Source organism: Mycobacterium sp. NGS48, from assembly GCF_059812585.1.
This window is the reverse complement of sequence record NZ_JCALCY010000003.1, coordinates 240,463-255,922: the sequence shown is the minus strand read 5'-3', so window position 1 is coordinate 255,922 and position 15,460 is coordinate 240,463. Positions and strand designations below refer to the sequence as shown.

Annotated in this window: 16 protein-coding genes; 5 read left to right on the top strand and 11 right to left on the bottom strand. The window is 66.8% G+C overall.

Features of this window, described 5'->3' with window-relative positions:
- Positions 1-77 precede the first annotated feature (77 nt).
- Both AC5Y42_RS08155 and AC5Y42_RS08150 read left to right on the top strand, forming a co-directional pair.
- Positions 78-1,097 carry an alpha/beta fold hydrolase gene (locus AC5Y42_RS08155; protein ID WP_499897564.1) on the top strand — a complete coding sequence of 340 codons (1,020 nt, stop codon included), beginning with the start codon at positions 78-80 and terminating at the stop codon, positions 1,095-1,097.
- 46 nt (positions 1,098-1,143) lie between these two features.
- Positions 1,144-1,830, top strand: coding sequence for a PhzF family phenazine biosynthesis protein (locus AC5Y42_RS08150; protein ID WP_499897184.1), 687 nt, complete (start codon positions 1,144-1,146; stop codon positions 1,828-1,830).
- Here AC5Y42_RS08150 and AC5Y42_RS08145 read toward each other — a convergent pair.
- The 4 genes from AC5Y42_RS08145 to AC5Y42_RS08130 all read right to left on the bottom strand — a co-directional run bounded on the left by AC5Y42_RS08145 (position 1,827) and on the right by AC5Y42_RS08130 (position 3,797).
- The gene (locus AC5Y42_RS08145) at positions 1,827-2,162 is read right to left on the bottom strand and encodes a DUF1330 domain-containing protein (protein ID WP_499897182.1); all 336 of its coding nucleotides are present in this window, start codon (positions 2,160-2,162) and stop codon (positions 1,827-1,829) included. The two genes, AC5Y42_RS08150 and AC5Y42_RS08145, sit on opposite strands and share 4 nt — an antisense overlap.
- A gap of 24 nt (positions 2,163-2,186) precedes the next feature.
- The gene (locus AC5Y42_RS08140) at positions 2,187-2,672 is read right to left on the bottom strand and encodes a peroxynitrite isomerase (protein WP_499897181.1); all 486 of its coding nucleotides are present in this window, start codon (positions 2,670-2,672) and stop codon (positions 2,187-2,189) included.
- 42 nt (positions 2,673-2,714) lie between these two features.
- Positions 2,715-3,179, bottom strand: a complete 465-nt coding sequence (nrdR, locus tag AC5Y42_RS08135; RefSeq protein ID WP_499886343.1) for a transcriptional regulator NrdR — start codon at positions 3,177-3,179, stop codon at positions 2,715-2,717.
- Positions 3,180-3,341: 162 nt separating this feature from the next.
- Complete coding sequence (locus AC5Y42_RS08130; protein WP_499897180.1) at positions 3,342-3,797, bottom strand: LysM peptidoglycan-binding domain-containing protein; 456 nt, start codon at positions 3,795-3,797, stop codon at positions 3,342-3,344.
- A gap of 198 nt (positions 3,798-3,995) precedes the next feature.
- Here AC5Y42_RS08130 and lexA point away from each other — a divergent pair, with 198 nt between their 5' ends.
- Complete coding sequence (gene lexA / locus AC5Y42_RS08125) at positions 3,996-4,697, top strand: transcriptional repressor LexA (protein WP_499897178.1); 702 nt, start codon at positions 3,996-3,998, stop codon at positions 4,695-4,697.
- A gap of 7 nt (positions 4,698-4,704) precedes the next feature.
- Here lexA and AC5Y42_RS08120 read toward each other — a convergent pair whose 3' ends face one another.
- Entirely contained in the window at positions 4,705-6,663 is a 1,959-nt protein-coding gene (locus AC5Y42_RS08120) for an LGFP repeat-containing protein (RefSeq protein WP_499897176.1), read from the bottom strand.
- Positions 6,664-6,873: 210 nt separating this feature from the next.
- Between AC5Y42_RS08120 and AC5Y42_RS08115 the strand changes: the two genes are divergently transcribed.
- A complete protein-coding gene (locus AC5Y42_RS08115; RefSeq protein ID WP_499897174.1) occupies positions 6,874-8,061 on the top strand; it encodes a TerC/Alx family metal homeostasis membrane protein in 1,188 nt (395 codons plus the stop codon).
- Here the strand turns inward: AC5Y42_RS08115 and AC5Y42_RS08110 are convergent.
- On the bottom strand, positions 8,058-9,218 hold the full coding sequence (locus AC5Y42_RS08110) for an acyl-CoA dehydrogenase family protein (RefSeq protein WP_499897172.1): 1,161 nt from the start codon (positions 9,216-9,218) through the stop codon (positions 8,058-8,060). The two genes, AC5Y42_RS08115 and AC5Y42_RS08110, sit on opposite strands and share 4 nt — an antisense overlap.
- A gap of 87 nt (positions 9,219-9,305) precedes the next feature.
- On the opposite strand from AC5Y42_RS08110, the gene AC5Y42_RS08105 reads away from it, so the two are divergent.
- Positions 9,306-9,809, top strand: a complete 504-nt coding sequence (locus AC5Y42_RS08105) for a hypothetical protein (RefSeq protein ID WP_499897170.1) — start codon at positions 9,306-9,308, stop codon at positions 9,807-9,809.
- A 7-nt stretch (positions 9,810-9,816) separates the two neighbouring features.
- Here the strand turns inward: AC5Y42_RS08105 and AC5Y42_RS08100 are convergent, their stop codons facing one another.
- The 5 genes from AC5Y42_RS08100 to AC5Y42_RS08080 all read right to left on the bottom strand — a co-directional run bounded on the left by AC5Y42_RS08100 (position 9,817) and on the right by AC5Y42_RS08080 (position 15,431).
- A complete protein-coding gene (locus tag AC5Y42_RS08100; protein ID WP_499897168.1) occupies positions 9,817-11,184 on the bottom strand; it encodes a DEAD/DEAH box helicase in 1,368 nt (455 codons plus the stop codon).
- A 265-nt stretch (positions 11,185-11,449) separates the two neighbouring features.
- Positions 11,450-12,865 (bottom strand): GTPase HflX, encoded by a 1,416-nt coding sequence (hflX, locus tag AC5Y42_RS08095; protein WP_499897167.1) that lies wholly within the window; start codon positions 12,863-12,865, stop codon positions 11,450-11,452.
- Positions 12,866-12,911: 46 nt separating this feature from the next.
- Complete coding sequence (gene dapF, locus AC5Y42_RS08090; RefSeq protein WP_499897165.1) at positions 12,912-13,784, bottom strand: diaminopimelate epimerase; 873 nt, start codon at positions 13,782-13,784, stop codon at positions 12,912-12,914.
- 4 nt (positions 13,785-13,788) lie between these two features.
- Positions 13,789-14,694, bottom strand: a complete 906-nt coding sequence (gene miaA / locus AC5Y42_RS08085; protein ID WP_499897163.1) for a tRNA (adenosine(37)-N6)-dimethylallyltransferase MiaA — start codon at positions 14,692-14,694, stop codon at positions 13,789-13,791.
- The gene (locus tag AC5Y42_RS08080; RefSeq protein ID WP_499897161.1) at positions 14,691-15,431 is read right to left on the bottom strand and encodes a class III extradiol ring-cleavage dioxygenase family protein; all 741 of its coding nucleotides are present in this window, start codon (positions 15,429-15,431) and stop codon (positions 14,691-14,693) included. The genes miaA and AC5Y42_RS08080 overlap by 4 nt, the downstream gene beginning before the upstream one ends.
- Positions 15,432-15,460 lie beyond the last annotated feature (29 nt).

Here is a 15,460-nt window from a genome sequence, read left to right as displayed (position 1 = left end):
CGAGGTGCGGACACCCGCCCACTCGCGGGGGGAGAGGAGCGGCGCTTGTGACCGCCGACAACGACGTTGGCGATGTCATCGTGCGACAGCGAAAGCTGCGCCCGGTGCGCGAGGCGGCGCCTTCGTTGCAATTTCGCACCATCCACGGCTATCGACGCGCCTACCGGATCGCGGGTTCGGGCCCGGCGATTCTGCTGATTCACGGCATCGGTGACAACTCCACCACCTGGGAGACCGTGCAGGCCGAACTGGCGCAGCGGTTCACCGTCGTCGCCGTGGACCTACTGGGTCATGGTCAGTCGGACAAGCCACGCGCCGACTACTCGGCCGCGGCCTACGCCAACGGGCTGCGTGATCTGCTTTCGGTACTCGACATCGATCGGGTCACCGTGGTCGGACATTCGCTTGGCGGCGGGGTGGCGATGCAGTTCGCCTACCAGTTCCCGCAACTCGTGGAGCGACTGATCCTGGTCGGCGCCGGCGGTGTCACCAAGGACGTCAACCTCGTGTTTCGTTTGGCCTCGCTGCCGTTGGGCGGCGAGGCGCTGGCCTTGCTGCGGTTGCCGTTGGTGCTTCCGGCTGTGCAGTTCGCCGGACGTGCGGCGGGCATGGTGTTCGGGTCGACGAGACTGGGCCACGACCTGCCGAACGTGTTGCGGATACTAGCCGATCTGCCGGAGCCGACAGCCTCCTCGGCATTCACCCGGACTTTGCGGGCCGTGGTGGACTGGCGGGGTCAGATGGTCACCATGCTGGACCGATGTTACTTGATGGAATCTATTCCGGTGCAGATCATTTGGGGCACAGAAGATGTGGTGGTGCCAGTCAGCCACGCCCGGATGGCGCATGCGGCGATGCCCGGTTCAAGACTCGAGATCTTCGAGCGCTCCGGACACTTCCCGTTCCACGACGACCCCGACCGCTTCATCAAAGTCGTCGAGCATTTCATCGACACCACCGAGCCCGCAGAATACGACCCCGACGCACTGCGTGAGCTGCTGCGCGCCGGCAGCGGTGAACCGACGGTCTCGGGTCCGCACGACACCCGCGTTGCCGTCTTGAGCGCCATGGGTTCCGACGAACGCAGCGCCACCTGACCAGTCCGACGGACGCCGCTAGTAAGCACCGTCGTACAGTCACCCCATGAGCATCGACGTGACGGTGTTGCGGGTTTTCACAGACTCGGCAGGCAATTTCGGAAACCCACTCAGCATTGTCGATTCGGGTACCGTCCCGATCGCCGAACGGCAGCAGCTGACAAGCCAATTGGGCTACAGCGAAACGATATTCGTCGACATGCCGCAAGCAGGCTCGACCACTGCGCACGCCCGCATCTACACGCCGATGACCGAACTCGCCTTCGCCGGCCACCCGGCCGTCGGGCTGTCATGGTGGCTGCGCGATCAGGGCATACCGCTGCGCACCCTGCAGTTGCCGGCCGGGATTGTGCAGGTGAATTACGAAGACGACGTCACCGCCATCAGCGCCCGCTCGGAGTGGGCGCCGGAGTTGGCGATCCACGATCTCGACACAGTCGATGACCTCGCCGCGGCCAACCCCGCCGACTTTCCCGACGACATCCAGCATTATCTGTGGGCCTGGACCGACCAATCGGCGGGATCGCTGCGTTCCAGAATGTTCGCGCCGGGTTTGGGTGTGCCCGAAGACGAGGCGACAGGATCTGCTGCGGTCCGGATCACCGACTACCTCAGCCGCGACCTGACTATCACCCAAGGCAAGGGCTCGCTGATCCAGACCACCTGGAACCCGGAAGGCTGGGTTCGGGTGGCCGGTCGCGTGGTCAACGAGGGCGTCACCCGCTTTGTCTAACGACCGCTCAACCGGATAAGCAGCTGGCCCTCGAGGCCGGCCGCCCGGTGGACGCCGATCTCTGTGACTTCCGGCGAGAGGGCAATCGCGGCGAACTCGGCAGCAGACGGGTATTCGACGAGCGCGCAGGCATCCCACATGCCGTCGACCTCACCGATGACCAGCGACGTCACCTCGCCGGCGAACAGTAACCGTCCGCCTCGCCGCTCGATGACTTCTTGCATGGCCGTCGCATACAGCTCGTAGGCTTGCCGGCCCGGAGCGTCGGAAGAATCGGCCAGCAGCGCCTCGATGCGCGGGCGGGTGGGGTAGATCGCATTGTCGACGTTCACGCCACGAGCTCCCGGGTCTGGTAGTCAGGCTTGCCGCTGCAGCACGGCAGCAAGGTGATGTTGCAGCGGCAATCCGACCGCGCCCATCTGCAGCGAATACGACAGTTCGTTGCCGTCGATCCGGAAGCGACGACCAAGTGCGGTCACCTCTTTGGCGGTGGGTGTCAGGCCGATCTTCGATGCGGTCAAGTCGATCTCGATGACGTCGCCGGTCACCGTATAGGTACCGACTTCGATTTCGGTGATCCCACTCGGATGAGCGAGAACAAGTTCGAGCTGGCCCGGTTGCGGCACCCGCAAATATCCCGTCTCGGCGTGCAGCGGCTTGCCGTCGGTTGCCGCTTTCGTCTTTTGCCCGTAGGCCAAGAACGGCTTGCCGACATGGGTGAACACGACTTCTTCGAGGTAGTCGAACGGCTCGATACTCGGGTACTTGCCCGATCCGCGGCCGGCCCAGGTGCCCAGCAGCGGGGCGAGTGCTGCGACATCAGGATGCAGGTCGGCCGGCATGCGGTCAGCCTACGTCCGCCGATGACCGCCGCCCCCGGCGGCTCAACTGGGAGTTGATATCTCGCGGTGCGCGCGCAGCGCCTCGATCTCCCGCTCGAAATCGTCGGCCGAGGAAAAGGACCGGTACACCGAGGCGAATCTCAGGTAGGCCACCTCGTCGAGGTCGCGCAACGGGCCAAGGATGGCCAACCCGACCTCGTGGCTGGCGACTTCCGGCGATCCGTTGGCCCGAACGGTGTCTTCGACTTGCTGGGCGAGCAGATTCAACGCGTCGTCGTCGACCTGGCGGCCCTGGCACGCCCGCCGCACGCCGCTGATGACTTTCTCGCGACTGAATGGTTCGGTGACGCCGCTGCGCTTGACCACAGCCAGCACCGCGGTCTCGACGGTGGTAAACCGACGTCCGCACTCGGGGCACGATCTGCGACGCCGGATCGCCTGGCCTTCATCGGTTTCCCGGGAGTCGACCACCCTTGAATCGGGGTGACGACAGAACGGACAGTGCATGGCCGCTCCTTCGCCGCGCTGATAGCCGGGTATCTCAGAACCTTCTGAGCGTACCCGCGCGGCTCCCCGCAGGCCCAGCGCCGTCGCGATCGGCACCCACCGCGCGCCGTCGGCGGCGGCTACCGTTGACGCACCGTGGTTTTGGCTGTCCACGGCCGACGGTCAGCCGACCGGTGCGATCAGGGTCTGACCGGCGGCCAGCGTCGCGGTGTCCAGACCGTTGAGTTCGCGGATGCGGTTGGCGACCTGACCGCTCGGGACGCCGGGCGCGACTCGGCCGGCCAAGTGCTGCAGTGTCTCCCCTGGTTCGACGCGCACCACGGCAAGTCGGTCGGGCATGTCCGCGGAGGTGTTCTGCACTGCCTCGCCGAACTGTGCGACCAAGCCCAGCCACACGGTGATCACCCCGGCGAGCAGAGCCAGCGCCACCGTCGTCGCCGGCGTTATGGGACGTGGCCGGTGCGGCGCCGGCGACATCAGCACACCGGTGCCCCGGTAGCGCGGCGGCGCGACGGGCGGCCTCGATGGCCGCGGCCGATCCTGCTGCCCGGCCGGACGGACCCGGACCGGCCGACTGCGACGCGGCGCACTGGGCCGGGTTGTCTCGATGACTGTCATGGGAACCCCTTCCGTCACAGATGATCGATCGCTTGTTCGAACTGTAATCGATAACACGTTCGAATACCGAACATGTGATCGATTTGTTGCATACTCAGCAGCACGATAAGACGGGGGTCCGACAGCGCAGGGGCGCCGTCGCGACACGCCTCGAACACATGTTTGAGTTTCCGCTGGATCGCGGCTACATTCGGACCTATGAGCGACAGCAGCCATACCCCGGGTGCCGGCAGCGGCCACCGCGAGCGATCCGCCGATTCGACGCTGACCGAACGGCAGCGCACGATCTTGGACGTCATCCGCGCATCGGTCAGCAGCCGCGGATATCCCCCCAGCATCCGGGAAATCGGTGATGCCGTGGGCCTGACGTCAACCTCGTCGGTGGCTCACCAACTGCGCACCCTGGAGCGCAAAGGCTATTTGCGCCGAGACCCCAACCGGCCCCGCGCCGTGGACGTCCGTGGCGCCGACGACGCGAGCACACCCACCGTGCTCACCGACGTGTCGGGCTCGGACGCGCTGCCGGAACCGACCTTCGTGCCCGTCCTCGGGCGCATCGCCGCCGGTGGCCCCATCCTCGCCGAGGAAGCCGTCGAAGACGTCTTCCCACTGCCGCGTGAGCTGGTGGGCGAGGGCGCGCTCTTCCTGCTCAAGGTGGTCGGCGAGTCCATGGTCGACGCCGCGATCTGCGACGGTGACTGGGTGGTGGTGCGTCAGCAGAACGTGGCCGACAACGGCGACATCATCGCGGCGATGATCGACGGAGAGGCCACCGTCAAGACGTTCAAGCGCACCGGCGGCCAGGTCTGGCTGATGCCGCACAACCCGGCGTTCGACCCTATCCCGGGCAACGATGCCGCCGTATTGGGCAAAGTCGTCACGGTCATTCGCAAAATCTGAAACGGGGTCAAGTCGCCTTGGTGAAGCCGTTGGCTTGGGCGACTTCCTCGGTGGTGAACCAGATTTCGGCGAACGCGTCGTCGTACAGCTCGCTGTCGGGCGTGTAGTACAGGCCGAAGCTGACATTGCCCTTGATGGGATACCCGTCGGGCGCTTCGTGTGCATCCTGCAACGGAAGGTGGATCGCGGGCTGGTCGCCCGCAGCCGGCGCCACCGACTCAGCTTCACTCTCGGCCTCCGCGGCGCTGTCTGTAGCCGCGTGCCTACCGCCGCTTATTTCGCTTGCCGTGGGGATTCGCGTCGGCGCGGTGTCCACCGCGTCGGGGTCTTCGGCCTCGGCCTCGCTCTCGAACTCGGAAGCTGCTACGCCACTGGGGGTTTCGGCGCTCGACGGCGGCTCGTCGAAACCGGCGCCGGCCGGTGACATCCAGCCGGTGTCCGGCGGACTGGCAGCGGCGGCCGCCGGAGCCGCTTCGGAATATCCGCCGGAGAACGGCGACGAGCCGGGTTCGCCGTCGGCGTCGGCTGCCCAGCGCACACGGGATTTCGGCTCGGCGTCATAGCCGGCGTCCATGTCGTGATCGGGCTCGTAAACCGGGCCTTCGCGGCGAGGCGTGCGGCGCCGACGCCGCCACGGCGCGGCCAGCGTGACCAGCGCGATCAGCAGCAGGACGGGGATGATGACCAACAGCCACCACGCGTGCCAGGCCCGCTTCCCGCCGGTGTCGGCAGGCTGCGCCGATCCGGCGGGCAGGTCCTGGCCCGGTACCTGCAGCCCGGACAACGCCGACGCCAGCTGGGTCGGTTCGGTGCTGAAGGTGTTTTTCGTCCGGTCCCAGGCGATCTTGCCCCCGGTGAACTTCTGCGCGACGATGTCGCGGTCCACCGTCTCGTCACCCACCGGGGCGCCGAGTTGGCCGGTTGCCCCGCCCAATTTGTCCCAGGCGGCCTTCATGGCGCCGCGCACGACGAACGCCCCGTGGTCGGGCGTCCAGAAAATCACCGGGTTGTCCGCGCCGGCGAACGTGCTGATCCGGCTGGCCGGCTTGATTCCGCCGTCGGCCTCATTGGCGGTGGGAAAGCCCAGGTCGCTGCCGACCGGCCCGCCCAGCGACTCGTATTTGGCCAGCACCTCGCTCTCGACGGCATTGGCGCCGGTGGCCGGGCTGAAGAAGACCTTGCCGCCGGCGAAGTTCTGGCCCTGTCCGTCGTCGCCGACCGAGTACTGTCCGCCCTGCTTGGCGCCCAACGGGCCGGACGCCCCGCCAGCGGCCCGCCAGGCCATGTTGATGGCGGCGGTCGGGTCGATCGGCACCTGCAGGCCGGTCAGTTGCTGGGCGAGTTCGGGCGGAGTGGTGGTGAACGCCTTGGTCTGCCGGTTCCACGACACTTGGCCGCCGCTGAAGAGTTGGGTGGCGACTTGGCCGTCGTAGGTTTCGTCGCCGACCGGCACGCCCAGCACTCCGCCGGAGCTTCCGAGCTTGTCCCAGGCGGCGTTGATGGCGCCGCGCACAACGTATGCGCCGTGGTCGGGCGTCCAGAAGATCACCGGTTTGTCGCCGGCCGAGAATGTGCTGTTTCGGCTATCGGGTCCGGCCAGTCCCGGTACCTCGTCGATCGTGGGAAAACCCAGGTCGCTGCTCGCAGGTCCGCCGAGGGACTCGTACTTGTCCAGAACCGCGCCGTACATGGATCTGGCACCGGTATCCGGGGTGAAGAACATTTTGCCGTTGGCGAAGTCCTGGGCGAATCCCGCGCCGACGGCATACACGTCGCCCTGCTTGGCGCCGAGATCCGAATTCTCGCCGCCGGCGTCCTCCCACGCCGCGGTAATCGCGTCGTCGGCGTCGCTTTCCGGTGACGCCGCGGCCGTCGGGGACAACAGCGTGGCGGCGGCTGCCACAGCCACCAAAGCAAGGGCCGCGCGGGAAACCACCGCACCGATAATCCGATGTTGTCCTTTCACCACACCTCCCCGGCGGCGCCTCCAATGGGCGTCGGCGAGCGAGAATTGCGAAGTCATCTTGCAGACATTACGGAACCGAATATCCAGCCGATGTCTAAATGCCCCCTGAACGCGTGCGTGTCGTGAATGGTCGAGTGCACATCAACCGTCGGTGCGTTACCGTGCCGGAACGGGCAGCCGAGCAACGCGCGGGGAGGAAATGCATCGGACATGGGAGTTTCCGGGCCGATTTGGGCGCTGACGGTCGTCGTGCTCGCCGGTTTGACGTTGTTCGATTACTACTTCCATGTCCGCAGCGCACATGTGCCGACGCTGCGTGAGGCGGCCCTCTGGTCGGCGATCTATACGGGTATCGCGATTCTGTTCGGCGCCGGTGTGTTGATCGTCGGCGGCATCGCACCGGCGGTGGAATATTTCGCCTGCTACGTGAGCAACGAAGCGCTCTCGGTCGACAACCTATTCGTGTTTCTGGTAATCATCGCGAGCTTCGCCGTGCCGCGGGTGGCCCAGCAAAAGGCGGTGTTGTTCGGGATCGTGATCGCATTGGTCGCCCGTACCGGATTCATCTTTGTCGGCGCGGCATTCATCACGATCTTCGATTGGGCGTTCTACCTGTTCGGCATTGTCCTGCTGATCACGGCGGCCGGTTTGGTCAAGCCTTCGGAGTCGGAGGGCCGCACCGCCGACACGGTGATCATCCGTGTCACCAAACGGTTCCTGCGCACCTCCGACAGCTACGACGGCGACCGTTTGTTCATCGTCGAAAACGGCAAACGGGTCATGACACCCCTGCTGGTGGGGATGGTCGCCTTGGGCGGCGCGGACTTGTTGTTCGCGTTCGACTCCATCCCGGCGCTGTTCGGCCTCACCAAGAACGTGTATTTGATATTCACCGCCACTGCGTTTTCCCTGCTGGGGCTACGCCAGCTCTACTTCCTCATCGATGGGTTACTGGACCGGCTGATCTATCTGTCCTATGGCCTGGCCGCCATTCTGGGCTTCATCGGCGTGAAGCTGATGCTGCAGGCATTGCACCAGAACAGCGTTCCGTTTATCCACGGCGGCAGGCCCATTCCCGTCGCCGAGGTGAGCACGACCGTGTCGTTGACGGTGATCATCGTCATCCTGGTCATCACGACCGCGGCGTCGCTACTCTCGGCGCGAGGGCGGGCCCAGAACGCCGTCGCCGGCGCCCGCCGGCATGCGACCGAGTACCTCGACCGGAACTACGCCATCGACTCCGCCGAGCGGAGGAAGATTTTCGACCGGCTAGTCAGCGAAGAAAATCAGATCAGGGCGCTCCCGATGAAATATCGGACCAAGATCCGCAACGAGGACGAATTGATGGATCTGCTGCAGCGTGCCCATCACGCGCACGACGCGCACACCAACGGCTAGACGCCGAGGCTGCGGCCGATGATCTCCTTCATGATCTCGGTGGTGCCGCCGTAGATGGTCTGCACCCTGGAATCGAGATAGGCACGCGCGACGGGATATTCACGCATGTACCCGTAGCCGCCGTGTAGCTGCAGGCAGCGATCGATCAAATTCACCTGCTTTTCGGTGGAGTACCACTTGGCCATCGCGGCCTGCTCGGACGTCAGCTTCTCGTCGAGGTGCAAACGGATGAACTCGTCGACCATGATGCGAACGGCGGTGGCTTCCGTCGCTAGTTCTGCGAGCAGAAACCGGCTGTTTTGAAAGCTTCCGACCGATCGGCCAAAAGCCTTGCGCTCCTTGGTGTATTGCACGGTTTGCTCCAACACCGCCTCCATGGCGGCGGCCGCCGTGATCGCGATCGAAATCCGTTCCTGTGGCAAATTCTGCATCAGGTAGATGAAGCCCATGCCCTCCTTGCCGAGCAGGTTCTCCGCGGGAACCTTGACGTCCGTGAACGACAGCTCCGCGGTGTCCTGGGCGTCCAGGCCGATCTTGTCGAGGTGCCGGCCGCGCTCGAAGCCCTCCATACCGCGTTCGACGACGAGCAGCGAAAAACCTTGCGAACCCTTGTCGGGATCGGTCTGCGCCACCACGATCACCAGGTCGGAGTTGATGCCGTTGGTGATGAACGTCTTCGACCCGTTCAGCACGTAGTGGTCGTCCTGCTTGACCGCGCGGGTCTTGATGCCCTGAAGATCACTGCCCGTGCCGGGCTCGGTCATGGCGATAGCGGTGATCAGTTCGCCGGTGCAGAACTTGGGCAGCCAGCGCTGCTTCTGCTCCTCGGTGGCCAACCGCAGCAGATACGGTGCCACCACATCGTTGTGCAGACCGAATCCGATCCCGCTGTAGCGGCCCGCGGTTATTTCCTCGTCGATGATCGTGTTGTAGCGGAAGTCGGAGTTGCCACCGCCGCCGTACTCCTCCGGCATCGCCATGCCCAGAAAGCCCTGCTTGCCGGCTTCCAGCCAGACCCCGCGGTCGACGATCTTGGCCTTCTCCCACTCTTCGTGATACGGCGCGACGTGGCGATCGAGGAAGGCCCGGAAGGACTCGCGAAACAATTCGTGCTCGGGCTCGAACAACGTGCGCTGGTACTTGACGGCGCTACCCATGGATCAACCTCCGGCGGATGGGGACTCTGCCGCCCAAGATATACCAACCGGGTGGTTGGTTGGACTGCGCAGGCCTAACCTCGGCAAATGGCCGAGATGATCCGGGTGCAAGAACGCGGACAGACGCTGGAGTTCTCGTTCGCCGCCATGCTGCGCTACGCCGGGCCGTACTCGCCGGCCGGCGTCGCCACCGCGTTCAAGGTCATGCGGCGCGCATTTGCCGTCCTGTGCCCTGATACGCCGCCCCCACGACGATCAATCGTCATCCGCACGGCGTTTCGGGGCCCCGGTGCGCGCGATGGTTTTGAGGCAGTGACACGCGCAGTGTCAGACGGGCGCTACACCGTCGACCGCACGCTGATCAGATCCGATCGGGGCCGATTGCTGGAGGACTTCGTCTTCCAGGTGAGCATAAATGACAGCGCCGTGACACTGCTCTTGCGCGAGGGGTTTGTCACCGACGAGTTCGTCGACCTGGCCCGAAGTCCGGGTCGCACACCGGAGCAGGAGCACCGACTCGATACGCTGAAAGCGCAGCTGGCGCAACGGATCATGCAAACAGCAGATACTGACGTCTACGACGTCGAGTAAGCAAGAATCACCGAGTGCTTTGTTGGGGGCGGACGGCTCTGCGCCGGGCCGCGGCACGCGGAGTGCCGGCGTCGCGGCGACTGTGCTGCCGGGGATGACCGTGCTCTGCGCCGCCCCCACGTCGTTGTTCTCGAGTACGCCGGGTTCGCCGCCCCCCGCGGCCGTCGGTGGGTGAACCCGCGGGCGGCGCATCTTTGGGGACGGGCCGCCGCAACGGCGCCACCTCCCCGGCAAGTGCCTGCACCGACGCGGAGTCGGCCGCCACCTCTTGGGGCGTCACGGCGATTCCGGCCTTGCGCAGCAGCAGCCGGGTGTCTTTGCGTTGCTCGGGCAATACGACGGTGACCACGTGGCCCGCGCTGCCGGCCCGCGCCGTACGCCCGGAGCGGTGCAGGTAGGCCTTGTGCTCCGCCGGTGGATCCACGTGTACCACCAGCTCGACGCCGTCGACGTGCACCCCACGGGCGGCGATGTCGGTGGCGACCAGCACACGCGCCTCACCTGCGGTGAACGCGGCGAGGTTACGGTCACGTGCCGGCTGCGAGAGGTTGCCGTGCAGGTCGACGGCCGGCACCCCCGATTCGGTGAGCTGCCTGGCGAGCTTGCGGGCCTGGTGTTTGGTGCGCATGAAAAGAATGCGGCGGCCGGTGCCGGACGCCAGTCGGTGCACCAGTTCCTTTTTGGCTTCGGTTCCCTCGACGTGGAACACGTGATGTGTCATGGCCGCGGGTGGCGCGCTGACCTCGTCGACGGAATGCGACACCGGGTTGCGCAGAAAGCGCCGGACCAGCTTGTCGACCCCGTTGTCGAGGGTCGCGGAGAACAGCAGCCGCTGACCGCCGGCCGGTGTCGCCGCGAGGATGCGGGTGACGCCGGGCAGGAAGCCCAGATCGGCCATGTGATCGGCCTCGTCGAGCACGGTGATCTCGACTGCGTCGAGGCTGATCAGACGTTGTTTCATCAAGTCTTCGAGCCGGCCGGGGCAGGCCACCACGATGTCGATACCGCTGTTGAGCGCGGCGACCTGCCGGCTCTGCGCGACGCCGCCGAAGATCGGGGTGACGGTCAACCCGTAGACCGCGGCGAGCGGTTCGAGCGTCGCGCAGATCTGGCTGACCAGTTCGCGCGTCGGCGCCAGTACCAGCCCGGTCGGCCGCGACGGGCGTCGTGTGCGGTCGGCGAGCCGGGCCACCAGTGGAATCGAGAAGGCCAGCGTCTTCCCGCTGCCCGTCTTTGCTCGTCCCAGCACGTCGTGACCCTTGAGGGTGTCGGGCAGGGTGTTGACCTGAATCGGGAATGGTGTGGTGATACCGAGGGCGGTGAGCGCCCCGGCAAGTGGTTCGCGCACGCCGAGGTCGGCAAAAGATGTGGTCATTGGACGTGCCTTTCAGGCATGGTGGTGCGGCGCAGCCGCGACGATTGACGTCAAGCGGCGCTGGCGCACAGGTTGGCGAGATTGCCGGTCGGCAAAATCGATCGCCGCGAGAAGAGCTTGTGCGGGGCGCACTAATCGGCATGCAGCCGACGGCGAAAGCGTTCCACGACGTATTGGCATCATTCCTCGTGACGCCAACGTTCCGGGTAAGCATACCGTACGAACGAAACGCCTACCCGTTCGGCCGCATTCGAAGCGGAGTGACTCAGGTCGCCGAAAATTGCGTCAAGCTCGCGGCCAAGGCCACCGGCACCCGCGCCTTGATCCGGGTGCCGTCGGCGTTGTGTTCGGCCTGCTGCACCCTGCCCTCGTCGTGTAGTCGGGCCACCAAATCCCCACGGTCATAAGGGATTACCACGTCGACGGCCGTATCGGTCGGGGCGGCCAGTTCGGCCATCCGGCGGCGCAGCGCCTCGATGCCGTCTCCGGTACGGGCCGAGACGAACATCGCCCCGGGCAGCGCGCGACGCAGCTTGGCCAGCGCCAAATCGCCTGCGGCGTCGACCTTGTTGACCACCAGCAGTTCGGGTGCCGGACGACCGTCGTGATCGGCGATCACTTCGGAGATCACCTGGCGCACCGCGCTGATTTGGGCCAGCGGATTCACGTCGGAACCGTCGACTACATGGACCAGCAGATCGGCGTCGACAACCTCTTCCAGCGTCGAGCGGAACGCCTCGACCAACTGGGTGGGCAGATGCCGGACGAAGCCGACCGTGTCGCTGACCACGAATGCCCGCCCGTCCTCGAATTCTCCGCGGCGGGCAGTGGGTTCGAGGGTGGCGAACAGTGCATCCTGCACCAGCACACCCGCGCCGGTCAGCGCGTTGAGCAGACTCGATTTGCCGGCGTTGGTGTAGCCGACGATCGCGATGGATGGAACGTCGCTGTCCAGCCGGCGACTGCGCTGGGTGTCGCGGACCTGCTTCATCGCTTTGATGTCGCGGCGCAGCTTGGACATTCGTTCGCGGATGCGGCGCCGGTCGGTCTCGATCTTGGTCTCACCGGGGCCGCGTAGCCCCACCCCGCCGCCGCTGCCGCCGGCGCGGCCACCGGCCTGCCGCGACATCGACTCACCCCAGCCGCGCAGTCGCGGCAGCATGTATTCCATCTGCGCCAGGGCTACCTGCGCCTTGCCCTCCCGACTGGTGGCGTGCTGAGCGAAGATGTCCAGGATCAGCGCGGTGCGGTCGACGACCTTGACCTTGACGGCCTTCTCCAGCGCGGTCAGCTGAGCCGGGGACAGCTCGCCGTCGCAGATGACGGTGTCGGCACCGGTGGCCAGCACCACTTCGCGCAGTTCTTGCGCCTTGCCCGAGCCGATATAGGTCGAGGCGTCGGGTTTGTCGCGCCGCTGGATCATCCCGTCGAGCACCTGCGAGCCGGCCGTTTCGGCGAGCGCAGCCAGTTCGGCGAGGCTGGCCTCGGCGTCGGCGGCGCTGCCGTCGGTCCACACGCCGACCAGCACGACGCGCTCGAGGCGCAACTGCCGGTACTCGACCTCGGTGATGTCGGCGAGTTCGGTAGACAGCCCGGCGACGCGGCGCAGCGCCGACCGGTCGTCGAGCGCAAGCTCACCCGTGCTGGGGGTGTTCTCTTCGGGGAAGTCTGGATATGTCATAGGCAATAACACATGGTGCACGCCGAAGCGGCGGCATGCATTCGAATTAACGCTGCGCGCCCTGCCACCATTCCTCGCTGATTTCGCCTTGCGCCACCAGAACCGACGGCCCGCGCAGGTAGCTGGTGGCTTCGGTGATGGTGACGACGACGTCGCCGCCGGGCACCCGCACGATCAGTGCGCCGCTGGCCGTCCCGGCGTGGGCCAGCGCGGCGACGGCGGCCGCAACTGTCCCGGTGCCGCAGGAGCGGGTTTCGCCGACGCCCCGCTCGTGCACCCGCATGCTGACCGCGCCGTCAGCGGGCGCGGTGAGAACTTCGACGTTGACCCCGTCCGGAAACTGCGCTTCGTCGAAGCTCACCGGCGCCGCGACATCCAGGGCCGCCAGTGTCTCGGTGGTCAGTTGCGGCTCGACGCAGGCCAGATGCGGGTTGCCCACGTCGACGGCAATGCCCGCGAACCGGCGACCCCCCACGACCGCCTCCCCCGCCCCGAGCCGGTTGGCCTTGCCCATGTCGACGGTGACGTCGGCATAGGTGGCGTCGAACCCGTGCAGCACGATGGGCCGCGGGCCGGCCAGTGACCCGACGACGAACTCGTCCCGCGACTCCAGGCCGCTGGCCCGCAGATAGTGCGCGAACACCCGAACGCCGTTGCCGCACATCTCGGCAACGGAGCCGTCGGCGTTGCGGTAGTCCATGTACCAGTCGTCGGCGCTGACTCCGTCGGGCAGCCGCTCCAGCACTCCGGCGCCCAGCACCGCGCCCGCGGTGCTCACCCGCAACACCCCGTCAGCGCCCAGCCCGCGCCGGCGGTCGCATAGTGCGGCCACCGCTGGCGGGCGCAGCGCCAGGTCGGCGTCGAGGTCGGGCAGCAGCACGAAATCGTTCTGCGTGCCGTGACCCTTCGAGAAGATCACCTGCTCAGGATACGTGCCGCCAGGCCTGCACGACGTCACGCACGAGGTCACCGGCGGTTGCGTCCAGCCAGTGGATGCGATGGTCGCGGCGAAACCAGGACCGCTGCCGTCGTACGTAACGGCGCGTGCCAAGCAACGTCGGCTCGCGGGCGCCGTCGCCGGTGCCGCCGGCATCGAGGTCGGCGATCACCTGCGCATAGCCCAGTGCCCGCGACGCGGTGACACCCTCCCGCAGCCCTTGTCCCAGCAACGCACTGACCTCTCCGACCAGGCCGGAAGCGAACATCGCATCGGTGCGCCGGGCCAGCCGCTCGTCGAGAATGCCGGTGGGGCAATCCAATCCGATGATCACGGTGTCCCAGCGGGGGGCGCCGATGCTCGGGGCGGAGGCGGCGAACGGTTGTCCGGTGAGCTCGACGACCTCCAGCGCCCGCACGATACGCCTGCCGTCGGTGGGCAGAATCGACGCTGCCGCCGCCGGGTCGCGGGCCGCCAGCTCGTCATGCAGCGCGGCCACCCCCACCTCGGTGAGCCGCCGCTCCCAGCCGGCCCGGACCGCCGGGTCGGTCGCCGGGAACGACCAATCGTCGAGCAGCGACTGGATGTACAGCATCGACCCGCCCACGATGATCGGCACCGCGCCGCGGGCAGCGATCGCTTCGACGTCGGCGGCCGCCTCGCGCTGGTAGCGGGCAACAGTGGCGGTATCGGTGACGTCGAGAACGTCGAGCTGATGGTGCGGAATGCCGCGGCGCTCGGCGGCGGGCAGTTTGGCGGTGCCGATGTCCATCCCGCGGTAGAGCTGCATCGCGTCGGCGTTCACGATTTCGCCGCCGAGCCGCTCGGCGGCCTCGAGCGCCAGCTGCGACTTGCCGGTGCCGGTCGGGCCGACGACGGCCAGCGGCCTCACGGCTGCCAGATACCGGCGAAGTAGCCCACCCCGTAGGGCGCTCCGCGGTAGAGCTCTTTGGTCGATCGTGGTGCCGGCTCGGCCAGGCCGGCCAGCACCTGGAGCGCCACCCGTCCCACGATCTGGTCGGGCAGTTGGGCCAGGGCGGGCACATCGCCGCCCGCCAGTGCGTCATCCAGCGCCCGCTGCACCTCGACGTCGCCGGGGTGGTAACCGCCGGGCGCGGCGGCAGTCAAGGTGTTGGCGCCGTCGGCGACGACCAGGACGCCGATCGGATCTGTCGCCTGCTCGACCTCCTCCCGCAATCGGCGCCCGACGGCCAGCGCGGCGTCGACGTCGAGATCGGCGCGACACACCCGCACCTCGGCGCAGGCGTCAGGCTGCGCTTGCTCCCGTACCCAGGCGGTGAACAACGCGCACAGCGGCAACGCCTCCGGGTCGCGATCATCTGGTGGCACTGGGGGCGACCCGCTGCGCCCGGCTTCGCCGCGCTGGCGATCGCCACCCGGTGAGAGTCGGACGATCAACTCGGCGCCGAACCCCGCGAACGTACCGACGGCGGATGGATCGACGACACCCTCGACGCCGCCCATGCCCACAGCGATCCAGCGCGGCGGCAGTGCGGAGGCCGCAGCGATCACCGCGGCCCGCAGATCGACCAGTTCGGCGCCTGCGGCTCCGGCCAGCTCGGGAACCAGCACCGGCGCCGAGGGAATGATCGCGATGGCCCCCAACACGCCATCAAACTAACCTCCGCACCGCGCCT